The 21,143-nt window shown below is 39.0% G+C and carries 13 protein-coding genes; 10 read left to right on the forward strand and 3 right to left on the reverse strand.

Annotated features, from left to right (window positions below):
- Positions 1–74: 74 nt before the first annotated feature.
- The 3 genes from KQP79_RS00130 to KQP79_RS00140 form a co-directional block, all read right to left on the reverse strand.
- Positions 75–677: an NADH-quinone oxidoreductase subunit B gene (locus tag KQP79_RS00130; protein ID WP_004312113.1), complete on the reverse strand. Its 603-nt coding sequence runs from the start codon at positions 675–677 to the stop codon at positions 75–77.
- Positions 668–1,018, reverse strand: coding sequence for an NADH-quinone oxidoreductase subunit A (locus KQP79_RS00135; protein WP_004312114.1), 351 nt, complete (start codon positions 1,016–1,018; stop codon positions 668–670). The genes KQP79_RS00130 and KQP79_RS00135 overlap by 10 nt, the downstream gene beginning before the upstream one ends.
- 118 nt (positions 1,019–1,136) lie before the next feature.
- Positions 1,137–1,514 (reverse strand): hypothetical protein, encoded by a 378-nt coding sequence (locus KQP79_RS00140; RefSeq protein ID WP_004312115.1) that lies wholly within the window; start codon positions 1,512–1,514, stop codon positions 1,137–1,139.
- 260 nt (positions 1,515–1,774) lie between these two features.
- Between KQP79_RS00140 and KQP79_RS00145 the strand changes: the two genes are divergently transcribed.
- The 10 genes from KQP79_RS00145 (at position 1,775) to KQP79_RS00190 (ending at position 20,980) form a co-directional block, all read left to right on the forward strand.
- Positions 1,775–3,379, forward strand: a complete 1,605-nt coding sequence (locus tag KQP79_RS00145) for a DUF6377 domain-containing protein (RefSeq protein WP_008020697.1) — start codon at positions 1,775–1,777, stop codon at positions 3,377–3,379.
- Positions 3,380–3,571: 192 nt separating this feature from the next.
- Positions 3,572–4,096 carry an RNA polymerase sigma-70 factor gene (locus KQP79_RS00150; RefSeq protein ID WP_008642111.1) on the forward strand — a complete coding sequence of 175 codons (525 nt, stop codon included), beginning with the start codon at positions 3,572–3,574 and terminating at the stop codon, positions 4,094–4,096.
- 77 nt (positions 4,097–4,173) lie between these two features.
- Positions 4,174–4,404 carry a hypothetical protein gene (locus KQP79_RS00155; RefSeq protein ID WP_004305330.1) on the forward strand — a complete coding sequence of 77 codons (231 nt, stop codon included), beginning with the start codon at positions 4,174–4,176 and terminating at the stop codon, positions 4,402–4,404.
- 12 nt (positions 4,405–4,416) lie between these two features.
- Positions 4,417–6,981 carry a glycoside hydrolase family 38 C-terminal domain-containing protein gene (locus tag KQP79_RS00160; RefSeq protein WP_234120535.1) on the forward strand — a complete coding sequence of 855 codons (2,565 nt, stop codon included), beginning with the start codon at positions 4,417–4,419 and terminating at the stop codon, positions 6,979–6,981.
- Positions 6,982–6,999: 18 nt separating this feature from the next.
- Positions 7,000–9,339, forward strand: a complete 2,340-nt coding sequence (locus KQP79_RS00165; protein WP_008776537.1) for a GH92 family glycosyl hydrolase — start codon at positions 7,000–7,002, stop codon at positions 9,337–9,339.
- 48 nt (positions 9,340–9,387) lie between these two features.
- Positions 9,388–12,477, forward strand: coding sequence for a discoidin domain-containing protein (locus tag KQP79_RS00170; RefSeq protein ID WP_234120537.1), 3,090 nt, complete (start codon positions 9,388–9,390; stop codon positions 12,475–12,477).
- Between the two features lie 45 nt (positions 12,478–12,522).
- A complete protein-coding gene (locus tag KQP79_RS00175) occupies positions 12,523–13,929 on the forward strand; it encodes an SGNH/GDSL hydrolase family protein (protein ID WP_234120539.1) in 1,407 nt (468 codons plus the stop codon).
- Between the two features lie 9 nt (positions 13,930–13,938).
- On the forward strand, positions 13,939–16,620 hold the full coding sequence (locus KQP79_RS00180) for a family 78 glycoside hydrolase catalytic domain (RefSeq protein WP_234120541.1): 2,682 nt from the start codon (positions 13,939–13,941) through the stop codon (positions 16,618–16,620).
- 1,033 nt (positions 16,621–17,653) lie between these two features.
- A complete protein-coding gene (locus KQP79_RS00185; protein ID WP_234120543.1) occupies positions 17,654–19,798 on the forward strand; it encodes a TIM-barrel domain-containing protein in 2,145 nt (714 codons plus the stop codon).
- Positions 19,799–20,182: 384 nt separating this feature from the next.
- Positions 20,183–20,980: a KilA-N domain-containing protein gene (locus KQP79_RS00190; RefSeq protein ID WP_151921179.1), complete on the forward strand. Its 798-nt coding sequence runs from the start codon at positions 20,183–20,185 to the stop codon at positions 20,978–20,980.
- The last annotated feature ends 163 nt before the right edge of the window (positions 20,981–21,143 follow it).

The raw sequence follows: 21,143 nt of genomic DNA on the forward strand, positions 1-21,143 counted from the left end.
TTAAATTAAGAATGAAAAATTAAGAATGAAAAATCTGCCGGGATGTTGCATGCGAATTCTTCATTCATCATTCATCATTCTTCATTTCTTAAATAATCCGGTTTCTTCTCTTTTCTGTTTACTCCACCAAAGAACTTTTCTATTTTCACTTTGCGTTGCAATTGCATCATGCCATAATAGAATGCTTCAGGACGTGGCGGGCATCCGGGAATATATACATCTACCGGAAGAATCTTGTCCACCCCGTTTACTACGTGATAGGACTTCTTGAAAGGACCTCCGCTGACAGCGCATCCGCCTACGGCAACCACATACTTCGGATCGGGCATCTGGTCGTAAAGTCGTTTCAGTACCGGAGCCATTTTATTGGTGATTGTTCCGCATACCATAATCATATCAGCCTGACGCGGGCTGGCACGTGCTACCTCAAACCCAAAGCGGGCCATGTCATAACGCGCGGCACCCAGTGCCATAAATTCGATACCACAACAACTGGTTGCAAAGGTAAGCGGCCACAGTGAATTGCTGCGTCCCCAGTTGATAAAGTCGTCAAGTACTCCGAGGGCAACATTGGCTCCTCCTGCATTAAGTTCTTTGACCAACTTTTCCAATGATTCATTGTCAATAAACTCATCATACGGAATAGATTTTATTTTTGGCTTTTTGGTTATTTCCATTCCAAAGCTCCTTTCCTCCAGGCATAAGCAAGACCCAGAACTAAAATGATAAAGAAGAAGAGAACACTAATAAGTCCCTGTGGTCCCATGTCACGCATAACTACCGCCCACGGAAACAGAAAAGCTGTTTCGACATCGAACATAAGGAATAGGATGGCAAACAAGTAGTAGCCTACACGGAACTGCATCCATGATTTACCACGTGTCGGTATACCACATTCATAAGCCTCAAACTTTTGCAGGTTGTATGAACGGGGAGAGATAGCACGCGAGAGGGCTATTACTACACCGACAAAAGCAAGCGCTGTCAGTAAAACAACAACTAAAAATGTAAAATTCATAATTCAATAGCTGTTTAGATTGAATATTATATAGAAATAAGCAATTAGTCTATTCGCCCTATGGAGAATAAAACCAACTGTAATAAATGACGAGCAAAAGAGTCTACTGTACTGTAGGCTAAATGACAATCTTTCTCAACCCATATATATAATAGGAGATAGGATCGTAATAATATGTAGGAGAATGGGATGAGACAGGGTAAGGCGGACTTTGATGTTTGTAATGGTCACAGAAATAAGCGATTAACAAAAACATGCTTTTATCTGTCGGAACATGTGCGACATCTGTATGACTCATGTCACAGGTTTGCGTCGTATAAAGATTATAAAGACGTTCCAAAGCATCCTGAATCGGACGATCTTGTGATACATAGCATTTCTCCTGCCGATAAGTCGGGGAGGAAACTTTGCACATATCTTCCATTGCTCCATTAGTTGCACAATGGATGAGCAAAGCCAACACTAAAAGTAGTCCGAATTTTAAGCTTTGTTTCATCTTTCTCTTTTAACGGCTGCAAATATAGAACTAATATTTATACTTTTTGCAAAGTCCGTATAGCAAAAAAGCTTTTTTTAACTCCATATCTTTTAGATTCATTTTTTAGTCAGCATGGTTTCACAAATATCATTTAGAATGGGGTAATTTCTCCATCTTCATTTGTTAAAAGATGCAATAAAAAGAATGATTTACGCTCTTTTTGGCGAATAACACAAAGAAAATACATTTTTTTGCAGATTAAGAAAGAATACATGATTATGAAACGCACACTTTGGTTTATATTTTTCCTTCTAAACTCCTTGTTTTACCTCTATGCAGATAGTGAGAATGATTCTTTGTTGAAGGTGTTAGACAAAGTGATTTCTGAACGTTTGATATATACCCAGAAAAAAGAAGCTACCATAAAAGAATTAAAGAAAAAGAAGGTTGGCCTTAATTCGTTGGAGGATATATATAATTTAAATAAAGAGATTATCCATCAATATGAGACTTTTGTCTGTGACTCGGCAGAACAATACATTCATGAAAATATTGATATAGCAAAAACGATCGGTAATAAAGAATATCTTTTGGAAGAGCAGCTCCGGTTGGCTTTTGTCTATTCCTTATCCGGTTTGTTTATTCAAGCAAATGATATTTTTAAGTCGATAAAATGTGCGGATTTACCCGATCATTTGAAAGCTTTGTATTGCTGGAATCGTATACGTTATTATGAAAATCTCATTAAATACACGGACGATGTACGGTTTTCAAACGAGTATATATCGGAAAAAGAGGCTTATCGGGATACTGTGATGAGCATCTTATTTGACCAGTCGGATGAATATAGAAAAGAAAAAGCTGTGAAGCTTCAAGATAAGGGAAGTACCAAAGAGGCTCTTCTGATTTTGACAGAGATATATGATAAACAAGAGCCGGCATCTCATGGATATGCTATGATGGCTATGGGGCTTGCCAGGGCTTATCGGTTGATTGGGAATTATGCACTGGAAGAAAAGTTTCTAATGCTGGCTGCTATGACAGATACAAAACTGGCTGTCAAAGAGAATGAGGCATTATTGACATTGGCAGTTAATTTATATCATAAAGGAGATATAGATAGGGCTTATAACTATATTAAAGTAGCGTTGGATGATGCCATCTTTTATAATTCCCGTTTTAAGAATACAGTAATTGCCCGCATCCATCCGATTATTGAAAATACATACTTGATCCGGTTGGAAAAACAAAAGCAGAACCTCCGTTTCTATATATTTCTGACTAGCTTGTTTGTGGTAGCTCTTGCTATCACCCTGTATTTTACATATAAACAAACAAAAATTGTATCCCGGGCTAAACGGCATCTTAAAGCTATGAATGAGGAACTGGTCGGGCTGAATAAGAATCTCGACGAAGCTAATCTGATCAAGGAAAAATATGTGGGGTATTTTATGAATCAATGTGCCGTTTATATTAATAAACTCGATGAGTACAGGAAGAATGTGAACAGGAAAATCAAGACCGGACAGATTGATGATTTATATAAGTCATCCTCCCGACCTTTTGAAAAGGAACTTGAAGAACTTTATCATAACTTTGATAAAGCGTTCCTTAATTTGTATCCTAACTTTGTGGAAAAGTTCAATTCTTTGTTGAAACCGGAGGAGCGTTATAAACTGGAAAAGGACCAACTGAATACAGAATTACGCATATTTGCATTGATACGGTTAGGAATTACCGATGTTGGACAGATTGCTGTATTTTTGCATTATTCTGTGCAGACAATCTATAATTATAAGAGTAAAGTGAAGAGAATGTCGACTCTTGATAGTAATATCTTTGAGGAGGAGGTAAAAAAGCTTGGTTCTTTGTCTCAAAAATGATTCTATCCGGTTTACCAAAACTAAAAAATGAAATCTTTTTAAAGTGTTGATTATTAGATTTATATACACATATTAATCTCTAAAACGTTTACTTTCCCGCCTACTTCCATTAAGAAGTAGGCTTTTTTCATCTCTATATTTGCATCACAAGATTTTTGATAACTGAATACTAATCTAAAGAAACACACAACTATGAGTTTTTCAGAATTGTATCTTATTTATTATCCCAAACTAGTTCGGTTTGCAAAAGAATTTGTGATGTCGGAAGAGGAGGCTGAGAACATAACACAAGATGTGTTTACAGACTTATGGGAAAAGAGAGAGTCAATGAATCATATTGAGAATATGAATGCTTATCTTTTCAGGCTTGTAAGAAACAAATGTTTGGATTATTTAAAGCATAAAGTATTCGAGCAAAAGTATGTCGAGAATGTGAAGGCTTCTTTTGAGATTGAGTTGAATCTGAAATTGCAATCTTTGGATCGTTTTGATGTATATGATATATCAGAAAGAAATCAGATGGAGAACCTGATACGGGATGCTATCAATAGTTTGCCTAAAAGATGTCGTGACATATTTTTGTTAAGTCGCATGGAAGGATTGAAGTATAGGGAAATATCCGAACGTTTGGGCATTTCGGTAAATACAGTGGAATGTCAGATGGGAATAGCACTAAAAAAGTTGAGAGCAAAACTCAATGTGACATTGGCTGCATAACTTTTTAATGAATTTATCGGTATTTTTTAGGGGTATTTATTGAGATAATCGTTCTTTGATAAAAAAGGACTGTGTATATGGAGAATTGTCTGAATAAATATTTTGCGGATGAATTTACTTCTGATGAAAAAACAGAGTTTCTCATAGAAGTGGAAAACAACGAAAGGCTGAAGGAAGAATTTATAGAAAATCAGAATTTGCTGGCACTCGTTGATTGGATATCTCCGGAATATGAAAATAATAAAGAAGTTGTCCAACATAAATTATATGAATTTATGCGTAGAATGGAGCAACACAAAGATAAATAGCTTTAGGATACTATGAGTAAAATTTATATCATATTACTGACTGTTTTCTTTTATGCAAATGTTTATTCTCAACAAGCTTATTTTGTTGATGGGTATCATGGCGGGATATATGGACATTATCCGGTAAAGTGGAAAACTCAATTTATTGTGGATCAGCTGGCTATGCATCCGGACTGGCGGATTTGTATGGAGATAGAGCCTGAAACATGGGATACAGTCAGAGTACAGACTCCGGAGGCTTATTTGCGTTTTAAAGAGATGGCTACTAGTAATCAGGTAGAGTTTACGAATCCTACTTATGCACAGCCTTATTGCTATAATATCTCGGGAGAGAGTATAATAAGACAGTTTCAATATGGTATTGCTAAAATAAACAAACATTTTCCGGGGGTGGATTTTGTAACCTATTCGGTAGAAGAACCTTGCTTCACAAGTTGCTTGCCACAAATCCTTAAACAATTCGGCTTTAAATATGCTGTATTAAAATGTCCCAATACCTGTTGGGGAGGGTATACTGCTGCTTATGGCGGAGAATTGGTTAATTGGGTAGGACCGGACGGGACTGCAATATTGACTGTTCCCAGGTATGCTTGTGAAAAACTGGAGCCGGGATCAACCTGGCAGACAACTGCGTGGGGAAATTCGGATGCTTATTTAAAAGATTGCCGTAACGCAGGTATCAAGCATCCTGTTGGTATGTGTTTTCAGGATGCGGGATGGAAAAACGGCCCATGGCTGGGAAGTGGAAAGAACACAAAAAATAACTCTATATATATGACATGGAGAGATTATATTGAAAATGTCTCCATCGGAAAAACGGATGATAATTGGTCTTTTTCACAGGAAGATATACATGTGAATCTTATGTGGGGAAGTCAGGTTTTGCAAAAAATAGCGCAAGAAGTACGCGTTTCAGAAAATAGAATTGTCATGGCAGAGAAAATGTCTGTAATGGCTTATCTGGAAAATAAATATATTTGTCGACAGGCAGATATGGATGAGGCTTGGCGTACACTGATGTTGGCACAACATCATGATTCGTGGATTGTGCCTTATAATGGACTGAATAGGAAAGGAACATGGGCTGATCAGATTAAGCGATGGACAGACAGTACCAATCATCTTGCAGATGGAATTATTGAGGCATCTATGCGGAGCTTTAATGAAAAGTTTATTCCGCAAAATAATGCTCAACAGCAATATATACGTGTTTTTAATACATTAGGAATGAGAAGAAAGGAAATCGTAAGTGTTCTTCTGCCTACGGAATTTGAAAATGCGGATTTAAGTGTTTATGACTGGAAAGGTAAAGATATAGGTTGTTTGGTAGAAAATGGAGGTAAAGAGATAAGATTATTTTTTGAGGCAGAGATTCCTCCCTTTGGTTATTCCACGTATTGTATAAAAAAGAAAGAAGCCGGTAAGAAAGAGGCTTCGGAGAGTAGATTCGTTTTGGAAGGTAATAAGGTGAATAAACAGGAATACGTGGTTGAAAATGATATGTATAAAATTGTTTTTGACTTATCAAAGGGAGGAACCATAAAAAGCCTGATAGCTAAAAAAGAAGGGAATAAGGATTTTGCAGGTAAAACGGAGAAATATGCCTTAGGGGAGCTACGAGGCTTTTTTTATGAAGAAGGTAAATTTCGTTCTTCTATAGAGACTCCGGCCAAGCTGACAGTAGTAAGGGATAATGTATATGAGCAAAAAATTAAGATAGAGGGTGAGATTGCTTCCCATCCGTTTACACAAGTAATCACTCTCACTAAAGGAACGAGACGGATCGATTTTGATTTGACGGTTGACTGGAAAAAGAATGTAGGTATTGGTGAATATAAAGAGGAACGTTGGCGTGATAATCGTCGGGCTTATTGTGACGATCGGTTTAAACTAAGTGTATTATTCCCGACTGATTTACATGCTCCCCGTATCTATAAAAATGCACCGTTTGACGTATGCGAAAGCAAACTGACTGATACTTTCTTTGGTTCTTGGGATCAAATCAAACATAATATTATACTTCATTGGGTTGACTTGGCTGAACAGGAAGGCGACTATGCTTTGGCTTTATTATCAGACCATACTACTTCTTATTCTTATGGAGAGGACTATCCGCTAGGACTGACTGCTCAATATTCGGGTGGAGGACTTTGGGGACCTGATTATAAAATAACACACCCTTTGAGGATGAAGTATGCAATTATACCTCATCGTGGCAAATGGGACAAAGCATCAATCGCAGATGATAGCGATTGTTGGAATGAACCATTGCTGTATTCTTGCTATCCAATGGCAAAACCGGAATCGAAATCATTTATTGATTTACAGAATACTGGTTATCAAGTGAGTGCTCTTCAAATGAAAGATGGAAAGGTACTATTGCGCCTGTTCAATTCTGAAGGAGACGAAAGATTACAAAAGGTTACCATTGACATGCCATTATCCGGAGTGGAGGAAGTTGATTTGAATGGACAATGTATCGAAAGAAAGAAGATAAAAACACGTGCAGGTAAATCGGAAATGACGATTTCAATGCCTCGTTTTGGTATTAAGACTTTCGTTCTTAGTTTGACTTAAAATAATTAGATTATTGTTATGTATAAAGCGACTGCTAATCTTTTAATTGTTTGCTTTTTGTGTTGGATGACGGGTTGCTCATCAACCCATACCGCATCGGAAGATTTGGTTCCGACTGATTATGTAAACCCGTTTATTGGTGCCAGTACTAGTGTAGGGGCTGCCGGTGTTTATCACGGATTAGGTAAAACTTTTCCCGGAGCTACGACTCCGTATGGTATGGTACAGGTTAGTCCTAATACAATAACGGGAGGTGATAACGGTTCCGGATACAGTGATGAACATAAGACAATCGAAGGATTTGCTTTTACCCAGATGAGTGGTGTGGGATGGTTTGGTGATTTGGGCAATTTTCTTGTGATGCCTACAACTGGTGAATTATATAAAGTGGCAGGTAAAGAGAATAATGATAGTATAAAAGGATATCGTTCGGCTTATAACAAAGCCACTGAAACGGCTAAGGCCGGATATTATTCGGTAGAATTGACTGATTATCATATCAAAGTAGAAAGTAGTGCGACACCGCACTGTGGAATTTTACATTTTACTTATCCTTCTAGTGACCAATCGCGTATTCAGATTGATTTAGCCCGTAGAGTAGGGGGAACATCTACTTCCCAGTATATTAAAGTTGTAGATGATTACACTATTCAAGGATGGATGAAGTGTACACCTGATGGTGGTGGATGGGGTAATGGTGAAGGAAAAGCCGATTATACCGTTTATTATTATGCACAATTTAGTAAACCTTTGACTAATTATGGCTTTTGGAGTGCAGATATTCCCGAACATTGGGTTCGGAAACGTGATGAAGTAGTGAGTATTCCTTATTTGACTCGTGTATCACAAGCTCCGGTTATAAAAGACAAGAAAGAACTGACGGGTAAACATCTGGGCTTTTTTACTGAATTTCCAACGAAGGAGGGAGAGACTGTAGAGATGAAAGTTGGTATCTCTTTTGTTGATATGGAGGGTGCTGCAAATAACTTTGAACAAGAAATAGCCTCTAAAAATTTTGGACAAGTAAAGCAGGAAGCTACTGAATTGTGGAATAAAGAACTTAATCGTGTCCGGATATCCGGTGGTACGGATGATGAAAAAACGATATTCTATACTGCCATGTATCATACGATGATTGATCCTCGTATCTATACAGATGTAGACGGACGTTATGTAGGCGGTGATTATAAAATACATACGGCTGACAGCACCTTTACAAAACGTACTATATTCAGTGGATGGGATGTATTTCGTAGTCAGTTTCCTTTGCAGACTATAATTAATCCGCGTTTAGTAAGTGATGAACTGAACTCATTGATTACTATGGCAGATCAGAGTGGGCGCGAATACTATGAACGTTGGGAATTGCTGAATTCCTATTCCGGCTGTATGTTGGGAAATCCTGCTTTGTCTGTTTTGGCAGATGCTTATATCAAAGGGATTCGTACGTATGATGCAGAGAAAGCATATCGTTATGCCATTAACACATCCCGTCGTTTTGGTAATGATTCATTGGGGTATGCTCCGGAACCATTGAGTATTTCAACCACTTTGGAGTATGCTTATACTGATTGGTGTATATCTCAATTAGCGAAAGCTATGGGGAAAGAAGACGATGCCAAATGTTTCTATGAAAAGGGACAGGCATATCATCATATTTTTGATAAAGAAAAGGGATGGTTCCGTCCCCGTAAAGCAGATGGTACATGGGTAGAATGGCCGGAGAATGCACGTCTTAAAGAATGGTATGGGTGTATAGAAGCAAACTCTTATCAGCAAGGTTGGTTTGTACCTCACGATGTTACGGGAATGGTGAATTTGATGGGTGGTAAGGAGAAAGTTATTGCGGATTTAACAGATTTCTTTAATAAAACTCCTTCTAATATGCTGTGGAATGAATATTATAATCATGCGAATGAACCTGTGCACTTCGTTCCTTTTTTGTTCAATCAGCTTGAAGTTCCCTGGTATACTCAAAAATGGACACGCTATACATGTGAAAAGGCTTATGCAAACAAAGTTGAAGGAATTGTTGGCAATGAAGATGTAGGTCAGATGTCAGCGTGGTATGTGTTGGCTGCTTCCGGTATTCATCCTTCCTGTCCGGGAAATACACGTATGGAGATTACAAGTCCGGTTTTTGATAAAGTAGAGTTCAATCTTGATCCCAGCTATTATACTGGTAAGAAATTCACGGTGATAGCTCATAATAACAGCATAAATAACGTCTATATACAAAAGGCCTTGTTGAACGGTCAGGAATACAATAAATGTTATCTTGATTTTGCGGACATTGCAGCCGGAGGTACATTGGAGCTGTTTATGGGTGATAAACCTAATGTTGAGTGGGGACTTTGATTGAATAACATACTCTAAAACAAATTGTTACTTTAAAATCTTGATAGTATGATGAATAAACTTGGGCTTATCATTATATCGGTTATATGTGCTCTAATCCAGACAGGGTGTGCAGAGCAGAGTACATGGATGTCTTTGAACAGCTCTAATCCTCGGATTATCTGGGAAGTGAAACCCCAGGCAGATTTAGAGAACATAACCGGAGAGCAGATTTCTACTCCGGAATTTAAAATGTCCGATTACGTTAAAGGTGTGGTTCCCGGAACTGTTTTTACTGCTTATGTTGAAGCAGGAATCGTTCCAGATCCTAATTATGCCGATAATATTTATAAAGTAGACGAAACGTTTTATAACCGTCCTTTCTGGTATCGTACGGAATTCGAACTCCCGTCTTCTTATTCGGAGGGGAAGCGGGTATGGCTTCATTTCGACAATACGAACCGCTTTGCCGATTTCTATTTTAATGGTGAGAAGATATCAGGAACAAAAACATCTACTAAAGATGTAAGCGGTCACATGTTACGTTCGAAGTTTGATGTAACTAATCTGATAAAGAAATCCGGTAAGAATGTGATAGCTGTTCTGATTACCGATGCTGATCAGAAAAAGACGCGTAAGGCTAAAGACCCGTATGGAGTTGCGTGTAGCCCCAGTTATCTGGCTGGTGCCGGTTGGGACTGGATGCCATACGTACCGGGACGTCTGGCTGGTATCACAGGCAATGCTTATCTTGTGGTAACGGGAGATGTAGTGATGGAAGATCCTTGGGTACGTTCAGAGTTACCGACCTTGCAGAAAGCAGAGCTTTCTGTCTCAACAGATATTAGAAATGCTTCTTCTTCCCCCAAAGATGTCGTTGTATCCGGAGTGATTCAGCCGGGGAATATTTCTTTCTCTAAAGACATTCGGGTAGAAGGAGGAACAACAGCCAGACTATCTATTAACAAAGATGACATAGCGCAATTGGTCGTTGACCATCCGAAACTTTGGTGGCCGAATGGTTATGGTGATCCCAATCTTTATACTTGTAAGCTGACTTGTTCTGTAGATGGAAAAGTGTCGGATGTAAAAGAAATGACATTCGGTATCAAGAAGTATGAGTATAAAATGGTCGATAATGTAGTGGGATATCCTGTTCTTACATTCTTTATCAACGGACAGAAGATCTATCTGAAAGGTGGAAACTGGGGAATGAGCGAATATCTGCTTCGCTGTCAGGGTAAAGAGTATGAAACGAAAATCAGACTTCATAAGGAAATGAATTACAATATGATCCGTCTATGGACCGGTTGTGTTACTGATGATGAGTTTTATGATTATTGTGATAAATATGGGATTATGGTATGGAATGATTTCTGGTTATATGTAGCATACAATGACGTGGCTCAACCGGAAGCATTTAAAGCGAATGCCCTTGATAAAGTCAGACGTCTTAGAAACCATCCTTCTATTGCTATTTGGTGTGGAGCAAATGAAACGCATCCGGCACCTGATTTGGATAATTACCTGCGTGAAATGATTGCGAAGGAGGACAATAATGACCGTATGTATAAGTCTTGCTCCAATCAGGATGGATTGTCCGGAAGTGGTTGGTGGGGAAATCAACCTCCAAGACACCATTTTGAAACTTCAGGCAGTAATCTGGCATTTAATACACCGGCTTATCCATACGGTATTGATCACGGTTACGGTATGCGTACAGAAATAGGAACGGCCACTTTCCCCACATTTGAAAGTATCAAAGAGTTTATCCCGCAAAAAGACTGGTGGCCTCTACCTACTGATGAGCAGTTGAAGAATGATGATGACAATGTATGGAACAAACATTTCTTCGGTAAGGAAGCGTCTAATGCCAACCCGGTTAATTATAAGAATTCAGTAAACACACAGTACGGAGAATCATCCGGACTGGAAGAATTCTGCGAGAAAGCGCAAATGCTGAATATCGAAGTGATGAAAGGTATGTATGAGGCTTGGAACGATAAGATGTGGAATGATGCAGCCGGACTTCTGATCTGGATGAGCCATCCGGCTTATCCCTCGTTTGTATGGCAGACTTATGACTATTATTACGATCCTACAGGTGCTTATTGGGGAGCAAAAAAGGCTTGTGAACCTTTACATATCCAATGGAATGCTTCCAATAACAATATAAAAGTAATAAATACTACAGCAAAGGACTTGAAAGGTGCAATAGCTAAAGCTGCAATTTACAACTTGAATGGAAAAGAAGTGCCTGCATACGGACAGGCAAAACAGGTCGATGTGGCAGCCAGCAACATTGCAGAAGCATTTTCTTTGAACTTTAACCCTTTCAATCTGGCTTATGGAAAGAAGGCTGTAGCTTCTTCTTCAACAGGTGCCTCTAAAAGTGCTTCAATGGTTACTGACGGAGGAGCGGGAAGTCGTTGGGAAAGTGCATACAGTGATCCTCAATGGATATACATTGATCTTGGTAAAGAAGAAAAGATAGAAAAGGCTATTTTGAAATGGGAGGCAGCTTGTGCTAAGAAATACGAACTGCAAGTATCGAATGATGCGCAAGAATGGAAAACCGTTTATGCCAACAAAGATGGAAGAGGTGGTACTGAACAGATTGAATTGGAACCTGTTACAGCACGTTATGTGAAATTGGCAGGCATCAGCCGTGCCACACAGTTTGGATATTCATTGTTCGAATTCGAAATCTACGGTGAGAAACCAAAAGAGATAGAAGAACTGACTCCGCTTCATTTTATCAAGTTGGAACTGATAGATGCCAAAGGTAATCTAATCTCTGAAAACTTCTATTGGCGGAATGGCGTGAGAGATCTTGACTATACATTGCTGAACACACTTCCGGAAGTTGCTTTGTCTTGCCGATTGGTGGATAAATCGATGTCTGACGGAAAGATAAATATAGCTGTAAAGAACAATTCCGGGACTGTGGCTTTTGCTAATCGGGTGAGGCTTGTTAATAAGGCTACGCAAAAACGAATACTTCCAATTATTATGTCCGATAATTATGTGACGTTGATGCCGGGCGAAGAAAAGGTTATCACTATGGAGGCGACTCCCGAACTGTTGAAAGGAGGCGTAAGTGTATTGGTGAAACAGTATGGGAAAGCAGAGAAGAATAAGCTGGATATAGCAGATTGATTGTTGTACGGTTATCTTTATGGTTTGATTAAAAGAATAAAGAAAATGGCTAATAGACTAAAAATGAGGATATTCTTGTTGTTATCTTTAGTTTATATAAATTGCGATTACTTACAGGCACAAACAACAATACCCCGGTTTGAAGAAGGGGAACGTGTCGTATTTGTAGGAAACAGCATTACTCACGGCGGACATTATCATTCATTTATCTGGTTGTATTACATGACTCGTTTCCCGGATAAACCGATTACTATCATGAATGCCGGAATTGGTGGAGAGAGTGCGTGGGATATGAAGGATCGCCTGGACTATGATGTTTTCAACAGGAAACCAACTTATGTGACTCTAACTTTCGGTATGAATGATACCGGTTATGATATTTACATGAAAGACGATGCAAAAGAACTGTCGGAACAACGGATTGCAAAGTCATTGGAAAGCTATCGGGAAATAGAAGAACGCTTACTGGCTAAAAATAAAATAAAGAAAGTTTTGATTGGTGGTTCTCCTTATGATGAGACTTCCCGGTTTAATAATTTTATATTGCATAATAAGAACAACGCCATTTTAAAAATCATAGATGCCCAACGTACATCGGCTAAAAAGAATGGCTGGGGTTTTGTTGATTTTAACCAACCGATGCGTGAGATAAGCAGAAAAGAGCAGGAGGCAGATTCTACATTTACATTCTGCAGGATAGATAGAATTCATCCGGATAATGACGGACAGATGGTTATGGCCTATTTGTTTCTGAAAGCACAGGGATTGGCTGGGGATGAAGTGTCGTCAGTATCTATTGATGCATATCATTCATCTGTAATAACCCATAAGAACTGTAAGATTTCAAAACTAAAAAAGAGCGGAGCTGATCTGACTTTTGATTATCTGGCGTATGCTCTTCCTTATCCGCTGGATTCTATTTCTAGAAGTGGCTGGGGAAATAAAAGGTCACAACGCGATGCAATGCAGTTGGTTCCATTTATGGAAGAGTTTAATCAGGAACGTTTTCAGGTAACAAACTTAGAGAAAGGAATGTATCGGTTAACTATAGACAATCAGTTTATTGACAATCTCTCATCCGAAAAGTTGGCGAATGGAGTGAATTTGGCAGATTACCCGAATACTCCCCAATATCAACAAGCTGCGAAAATCATGTATCTGAATGAAGAACGGTTTGAAGTGGAGAAACGTTTTAGAGAATACTTGTGGACCGAATATTCATTCCTGAAAAAAGAAGGATTACTGTTTACTGATGATCAGAAAGCTATCGATAAACTAAAAGAATATTTACCTAAAGACGGGTTTCTTAGGATGAGCTACGATTGGTATATAAAAGCGATGAATCCTGAAATACGGGAGGTTTGGAGCAATTATATGAAGAGTCTTGTTGAAACAATTTATAAAATCAATAAACCTGTCACTCATAAAGTGAGGCTGGTAAGAGTTGAATAATAATAGAAGATGAATAGAATGAAACGATTGCTATGTTTAGGTTTGATTTGTTATTTCTGTTGTCTGTCGATGATAGTATATGGAAATGAGAAAACTTCGCCTTTCTATTTGGCGGAATTAAAATGTGAGAATCTTATTGATCCTTTGGGGATTGATAATGTAACTCCTCACTTTAGTTGGAAGTTAAAGGGGGACGGCTGGAAAGGCGGGCAAACTTATTATGAAATACAGGTAGCTTCGGATAGTATTCTGTTGGTGCAGGATAAAGCTGATTTATGGAATACCGGGAAATTGAAATCCAATGCTTCGGTTATGGTACCTTATCAGGGAAAGGCTTTAACTTCTCGTTCTTTGTGTTATTGGCGGGTACGCGTTTGGGATGTTAAAAAACAAGCTTCATCATGGAGTCCTGTTGCCCGTTTTGGAGTTGGCATCTTGGATCAGTCACAGATGAAAGGAGAATATATAGGGGCTTCTGTTGAAGGTGGTAAGATTTGTGCTCCTATTCTTCGCAAAAAAGTGAAACTGACTCAAGGGGAGACTTCTTTCTTGCATGTAAATACGTTAGGTTATCACGAAATTTATATCAATGGGAGAAAGGTTGGGGAGGACGTTCTGACCCCTGCTGTATCACATTTATCTAAACGTTCACTAATTGTTACTTATGATATTACTCCTTATTTAAGAGAAGGAGAAAATGATCTGCTTATCTGGCTGGGACAAGGTTGGTATAAAACGACGACTTTCGGAGCAGCTTATGAAGGTCCGCTGGTAAAAGCAGAATTGGATGTGTTGAGAAATGGTAAATGGGAAGTCGTAACGAAGACAGACGGATCATGGTACGGACGTGAAAGTGGCTATTCGGATACAGGTACTTGGCGTGCTTTGCAGTTTGGAGGTGAGAGGGTGGATGGAAGGATTCTTCCGCGAGATCTTTCAACACAGGCTTTAGACAAAATGAAATGGACTCCTGTTGTGAAAGTGAATGTTCCCGATCATATCGCTTCCCCTCAAATGTGTGAGATAAACAAGATACATCAGATTTTGCAGGCTGTTTCTGTAAAGAAGCTGGGTGAAAGTCTCTGGCTGGTAGATATGGGGAAGGTTCAGACCGGATGGTTTGAGATGCAAATGCCTATATTGCCGGCAGGTCATGAAGTTATTATGGAATATAGTGATAATTTGACGAAAGACGGTGAATTTGACAAGCAAGGTGAAAGTGATATTTATATATCTGGTGGTAAGCAAGGAGAATACTTCAGAAATAAATTCAATCATCACGCTTTTCGATATGTGCGCATTTCCAATCTTCCTCAAAAACCGGAAACAGGTGCTATGAAATCTCTGCAGATTTATGGAGATTATAAACAGACCGCAACTTTTGAATGTTCGGATGCCGACTTGAATGCTATTCACCAAATGATTCAGTATACGATGAAATGTCTGACTTTTAGTGGATATATGGTAGACTGTCCGCATTTGGAACGTGCAGGATATGGTGGTGATGGAAACTCCTCAACGATGTCTTTGCAAACGATGTACGATGTAGCTCCAACATTTGAAAACTGGGTGCAAACATGGGGAGACTCCATGCGTGAAGGAGGAAGTTTGCCGCATGTTGGTCCTAATCCGGGTGCCGGTGGCGGCGGTCCGTATTGGTGCGGATTCTTTGTACAGGCTCCCTGGAGAACGTATGTCAACTATAATGATCCCCGCTTGATTGAGAAATATTATTCTCAAATGAAAGAGTGGTTTAAGTATGTTGATAAATATACAGTAGATGGTTTGCTGAAACGTTGGCCCGATACCAAATACCGTGACTGGTATTTGGGTGATTGGCTGGCACCTATGGGAGTAGATGCAGGTAATCAGGCTTCAGTGGATTTGGTAAGTAACTGTTTTATCAGCGAATGCTTGAGCACTATGTATAAGACAGCCATAACATTAGGAAAAAGAGAAGAGGCGGAAGAGTTTGCTATGCGTAGAGAAAAACTCAACAAGTTGATTCATCAGACGTTCTACCGTGAGGATGAAGGGATCTATTCTACCGGTTCACAGTTGGATATGTGCTATCCTATGTTGGTAGGTGTTGTACCTGATTCTTTGTACAATAAAGTGAAAGAGAATGTCGTTGCCATGACCGAAGAAAAATATAAAGGACATATTGCTGTTGGTTTGGTTGGAGTGCCTATTTTGACAGAATGGGCTGTTCGGAATAAACAAGTGGATTTCTTCTATCAAATGATGAAGAAACGTGATTATCCCGGTTATCTGTATATGATTGACCATGGTGCGACAGCGACTTGGGAATATTGGAGCGGAGAACGAAGTCGTGTGCACAATTGTTACAATGGAATTGGTACTTGGTTTTATCAGGCTGTAGGAGGAATACGTCTTGACGAGGCTAAACCTGGATATCGTCACTTCTATGTCGATCCTCAAATTCCAAACGGTGTGACCTGGGCAAAAGTAACGAAAGAATCACCTTATGGCACAATTGCTGTTAATTGGAAGTTGAAAGATGATAATCAGTTGAATCTTCAATTGACAGTTCCTGCCGGAACAACGGCTACAGTTTGCATCCCTAATAATGCTGTCTCATGTAAAAAGAATAAGAAGAAAGTGAGCGTTAAGGAGCAGACTGTTGATGTAGAAGCAGGGCATTATGATTTTCTATTTAATTTGAAATAGATACCCTACTAGAGTGTATTTATGATTTTCATTTCTCATATTCTCATTCATTAATCATAAATAGCAGAAAACTAATAGAATAGACTATGAGAAATGATTTCTAAGACGGCATTTCTCATAGTTTTTCCGTCAAATACCCCGTATTTTACCTTGTTTCTCATACTTGTTAGATTCATTTCTCATAGTGTTTTTCCAATCAACCTATACAAGAATAAAGAAGCAACTAGTCAACGATTATCAGGGAAGTACATATTCTTCTTGTCCCATATATTGTGGGAAGGTATTCCCTATTAACAGGGAAAAGATTCTCTTATTTTGTGGGAATAAATTCTCATAATATTAGGGAACATTTTCCCATAATATATGGGACAATCGGAACTACAGTTTATCTTCAACCAGAAAAAAGGAGAAGTATAGTATTTAACTATGAGAAATACTCTGAAATACTATGAGAATAAGGTGAATTTTAAGCTAAAATAGAAGGTGTATTATGAGAAATGCCGTCTTAGAAAGTATTTCTCATAAGCTATTTATTTGACTATTTGTTGTTTATCAGTCACCTATGAGAATATGAGAAATGAAATTTAAAAATCTTCTCTAGAGGCTGCTGAATTTTTTATTGATACATTTAAAAACGTACCGTAATAAACTAAATTATCATTTAATTTAAATCTGTGCAGAAACAAAATTAACTTTAGGAAAATTGTCTTGTGAATTGACTTGAAGTTAATCGCCTTGATTATTATTTTTATATGATTCTTTTTAAATTTCTCTTTAGTGGTTTCTTAAATTTCAAGCGTTCATAGTATAAAGTTCAATAGATATAGGTAAAAAGTTAGGATTGGTGTTTGAAATTCCACAATATTCCTCCGGTCTGTTTATTCTTCTTTTATGAGTGACCGGAGGAGTTGCTGGAAATCCTGTTTGACCAAAATGAAAATATGATATCATGAGGACTGTTTTCCAAGCTTTTGATAATGAAATTGCCAGACTAAAATCCGTTGGCGGAACTAATAACTAAAATAATATTTAAATGAGAAAAAGAATATCGTTATTGCAAATGGCTGTTTTCTTCTTTACGGCTCAGGTAGCTTGGGCAGGTAATATAAAAACAGAAAAAGTAACACTGGTAGGAAATGGAATTGTAGAATTTATCCCCGTAGGGTATGATGTTTCCCGTACGCCTTCATTAATTCTCTCCCATGAACCGGAAAAGAAAGGTGAAGTACCGGAAAACTGGAAATTAGTACCTCAATTTACGATGACTGATGGCAAGGCAAATGCCTCATTGGATGTTCCAGCCGGAACAAGTCTGTATGGAGGTGGTGAAGTGACCGGTCCGTTGCTGCGTAATGGGCAAAAGATTAAAATGTGGAATACGGATAATGGTATGTATCGGGTTGATGGTGGCTCACGTCTGTATCAAACGCATCCGTGGGTGTTGGGTGTTCGTCCGGACGGGACAGCATTTGGCGTATTGTTTGATAGTTTTTGGAAGGCTGAATTGATTACTAATTCAGATAAAATTGAATTTAATACTGAAGGAGCACCTTTTCGTACTTATATCATAGATCGTGAATCTCCGCAAGCTGTATTAAAAGGACTTGCCGAATTGACCGGTACTATAAGTATGCCTCCCAGATGGGCAATCGGTTATCATCAGTCTCGTTTTTCTTACGTGCCGGAAGCTAGAGTGAAAGAAGTTGCCAATACTTTTCGTGAAAAGAAGATACCGTGCGATGTAATATGGTTTGATATCAACTATATGGATGAATTCCGTGTATTCACGATTAATAACAGGGATTTTCCCGATCCGAAGCGCATGAATAAGTATCTGCATGATAATGGATTCCATTCCGTGTATATGATAGATCCAGGCGTAAAAGTGGATGATAACTATTTTGTATATAAAACCGGAAAAGAGCAAAATGCTTTTGTTTGTGATATCTATCGTAATGAGTTTCACGGGAAAGTATGGCCGGGTGCTTGCGCATTTCCTGACTTTACCCGTCCGGAGACGCGCACTTGGTGGTCCGGACTTTATAAAGACTTTATGGCTAATGGAATAGATGGCATTTGGAATGATATGAATGAACCGTCTGTATTTGATGGTCCTGGGGGAACGATGCCGGAGAACAATATTCATTTAGGAGGAGGCAATTTACCTATTGGTAGCCATTTAATGTATCATAACGCTTATGGTCGTCTGATGGTCGAAGCTTCTTATAATGGCATGATGGCTGCTAATCCAGGCAAACGTCCATTTCTTCTTTCCCGCTCCAATATTATTGGCGGACAGCGTTATGCAGCCATGTGGACGGGCGATAACGAAGCTACTTATGAACAGATGAAACTTTCTGTACCGATGTCTATTACATTGGGGTTGTCCGGTCAACCTTTCAATGGTCCGGATATAGGTGGATTTGCTGGGAATACGACTCCCGATTTGTGGGGAAACTGGTTAGGCTTCGGTGCATTTTTCCCTTTTTCCAGAGGACATGCTTCCTGTGATACAAATAACAAGGAACCGTGGGCATTTACTAAAGATATAGAAAAGGAATCACGCATGGCATTAGAACGTCGTTACCGTTTGCTGCCTTATCTCTACACAGCTTTTCATGTGGCTCATAAAGATGGACAGCCTGTGATGGCTCCGGTTTTCTTTGCCGATCCGAAAGATGAAAGTTTGCGTGCTGAAGAGCAAGCTTTCATGTTGGGGACAGACCTGTTGATAATTCCTGCATTTGCAAAGAATCCTTCTCTACCCAAAGGAATTTGGGAAAATTTATCTTTGGTTAAAGGAGATACAAAAGGTAAATATCAGGCTAAATTAAAAGTGAGAGGTGGTTCTATTATTCCAGTAGGCAAAATAATTCAGAATGTGAATGAAAATTCATTCGACCCATTGACTTTAGTTGTTTGCCCGGATGAGGATGGTAAAGCGGAAGGCTCTCTGTATTGGGACAAAGGAGATGGATGGGGATTTCAGAAAGGAGATTATAAACAGCTAACTTTTAAAGCAGAGTTAGTAGACGGGCATCATCTTATTGTAAAAGTGACAGAAGATAAAGGGGAAGACCAAATTGATTTTGGAATGATAAAGGTAGAAGTATTGCATGCTGGCCATACTTATAAATCTTCTGGTGATATAGCTAAAGGCATTACAGTGAAATTGTAAGGGAGAATACAATAAATGAGGAGTTCGTTTATTTAACTATCTTCTTTTTGTACTGTTTAGAACTAAACTTCATCCTTATAATCCAAATGTGATTACTAAAAATAGCTTCCAGTCAAAAACATCAGTAAAAAAGGTTTTTGACTGAAAGCGAACCGAAAGCAAAAAAGAGAGATGAGTTCAGTCTCTTTTTTAGAGCCTCTATATTCGTTCAATAGAGCCTCTGTTTAAGTGAAATGCAGGCTTCGTTTCACTTAAACAGAGGCTTTGTTTTACTCACCTGACGCGTTCTTTGACTTGTTGTAAACGAAAACTATTCATAAATAATGTGTTAGAGATTGAAGGGAAAAGTGTACCTTTGCCCATCGTTTAACCGGAGAAGACAAGATGACCAAAATAACAGTATTGACTACAGACATCAATGTAGTGTCTATTAATAACGAAGATTATATCTGCATTACTGACATGCTAAAAGCCAAAGATGGCGATTTCTTCATATCAGACTGGCTGAGAAACAGGAATACACTGGAATACCTCGGTATATGGGAGCGGTTGTATAACCCAGGATTTAATTATGGCGAATTCGCCACAATTAGAAATCAGTCGGGGTTGAACAGTTTCAAAATCAGCGTGAAAGAATACGTGGAGAAGACCCATGCTATCGGTATTCAAGCGAAAGCCGGAAGATATGGAGGCACCTATGCACACAAGGACATCGCATTTGAATTTGGAATGTGGATTAGTGCTGAATTTAAAATCTATTTAGTCCGCGAGTTCCAGCGTCTTAAGGAGCAGGAACTCGCGCAACTGGGCTGGAGTGCCAAGCGAGAACTGTCGAAAATAAATTACCGCATCCACACCGATGCTATCAAACAAAACCTTATCCCGGCAGAAGTCACACCACAACAAGCTTCCCGCATCTACGCCAGCGAAGCCGATGTGCTGAACGTTGCCATGTTCGGCCTCACTGCCCTCGAATGGCGCGATGCGCATTCCGACCTGAAAGGAAACGTCCGCGACTATGCCACGGTGAACGAATTGATTTGTCTCTCGAACATGGAGAATCTGAATGCCGTATTCATAGGAGAAGGACTTCCTCAGCACGAAAGGCTTGTCCGGCTGAACCGGATAGCTATCCAGCAGATGCAGATACTGGAAGATGTAAACAAGAAGTACCTCAAGTAGCTGCTTTTACCAGAATGAACCGATAGATTTTTAGCACGGCAACTATAATAGTTTTCGTCCCGCCCCGCACACCGACTTGTGTGTGGAGTGGGACGTTTTCGTTTACGGCAAGCCATGTACCCCTACATGTACGGATTCGGCTTCCTATCAAATAATAATGCTT

The sequence above is a fragment of the Bacteroides sp. DH3716P genome (genome assembly GCF_025914115.1).
Classification (GTDB): Bacteria; Bacteroidota; Bacteroidia; order Bacteroidales; family Bacteroidaceae; genus Bacteroides; species Bacteroides ovatus.

Coding starts and splice junctions, on each gene's coding strand:
- KQP79_RS00165 (WP_008776537.1), top strand. CDS start 7,000: ATGTATAAAGCGACTGCTAATCTTTTAATTGTTTGCTTTTTGTGTTGG.
- KQP79_RS00145 (WP_008020697.1), top strand. CDS start 1,775: ATGAAACGCACACTTTGGTTTATATTTTTCCTTCTAAACTCCTTGTTT.
- KQP79_RS00130 (WP_004312113.1), bottom strand. CDS start 677: ATGGAAATAACCAAAAAGCCAAAAATAAAATCTATTCCGTATGATGAG.
- KQP79_RS00150 (WP_008642111.1), top strand. CDS start 3,572: ATGAGTTTTTCAGAATTGTATCTTATTTATTATCCCAAACTAGTTCGG.
- KQP79_RS00140 (WP_004312115.1), bottom strand. CDS start 1,514: ATGAAACAAAGCTTAAAATTCGGACTACTTTTAGTGTTGGCTTTGCTC.
- KQP79_RS00180 (WP_234120541.1), top strand. CDS start 13,939: ATGAATAGAATGAAACGATTGCTATGTTTAGGTTTGATTTGTTATTTC.
- KQP79_RS00185 (WP_234120543.1), top strand. CDS start 17,654: ATGAGAAAAAGAATATCGTTATTGCAAATGGCTGTTTTCTTCTTTACG.
- KQP79_RS00175 (WP_234120539.1), top strand. CDS start 12,523: ATGGCTAATAGACTAAAAATGAGGATATTCTTGTTGTTATCTTTAGTT.
- KQP79_RS00160 (WP_234120535.1), top strand. CDS start 4,417: ATGAGTAAAATTTATATCATATTACTGACTGTTTTCTTTTATGCAAAT.
- KQP79_RS00155 (WP_004305330.1), top strand. CDS start 4,174: ATGGAGAATTGTCTGAATAAATATTTTGCGGATGAATTTACTTCTGAT.
- KQP79_RS00135 (WP_004312114.1), bottom strand. CDS start 1,018: ATGAATTTTACATTTTTAGTTGTTGTTTTACTGACAGCGCTTGCTTTT.
- KQP79_RS00170 (WP_234120537.1), top strand. CDS start 9,388: ATGATGAATAAACTTGGGCTTATCATTATATCGGTTATATGTGCTCTA.
- KQP79_RS00190 (WP_151921179.1), top strand. CDS start 20,183: ATGACCAAAATAACAGTATTGACTACAGACATCAATGTAGTGTCTATT.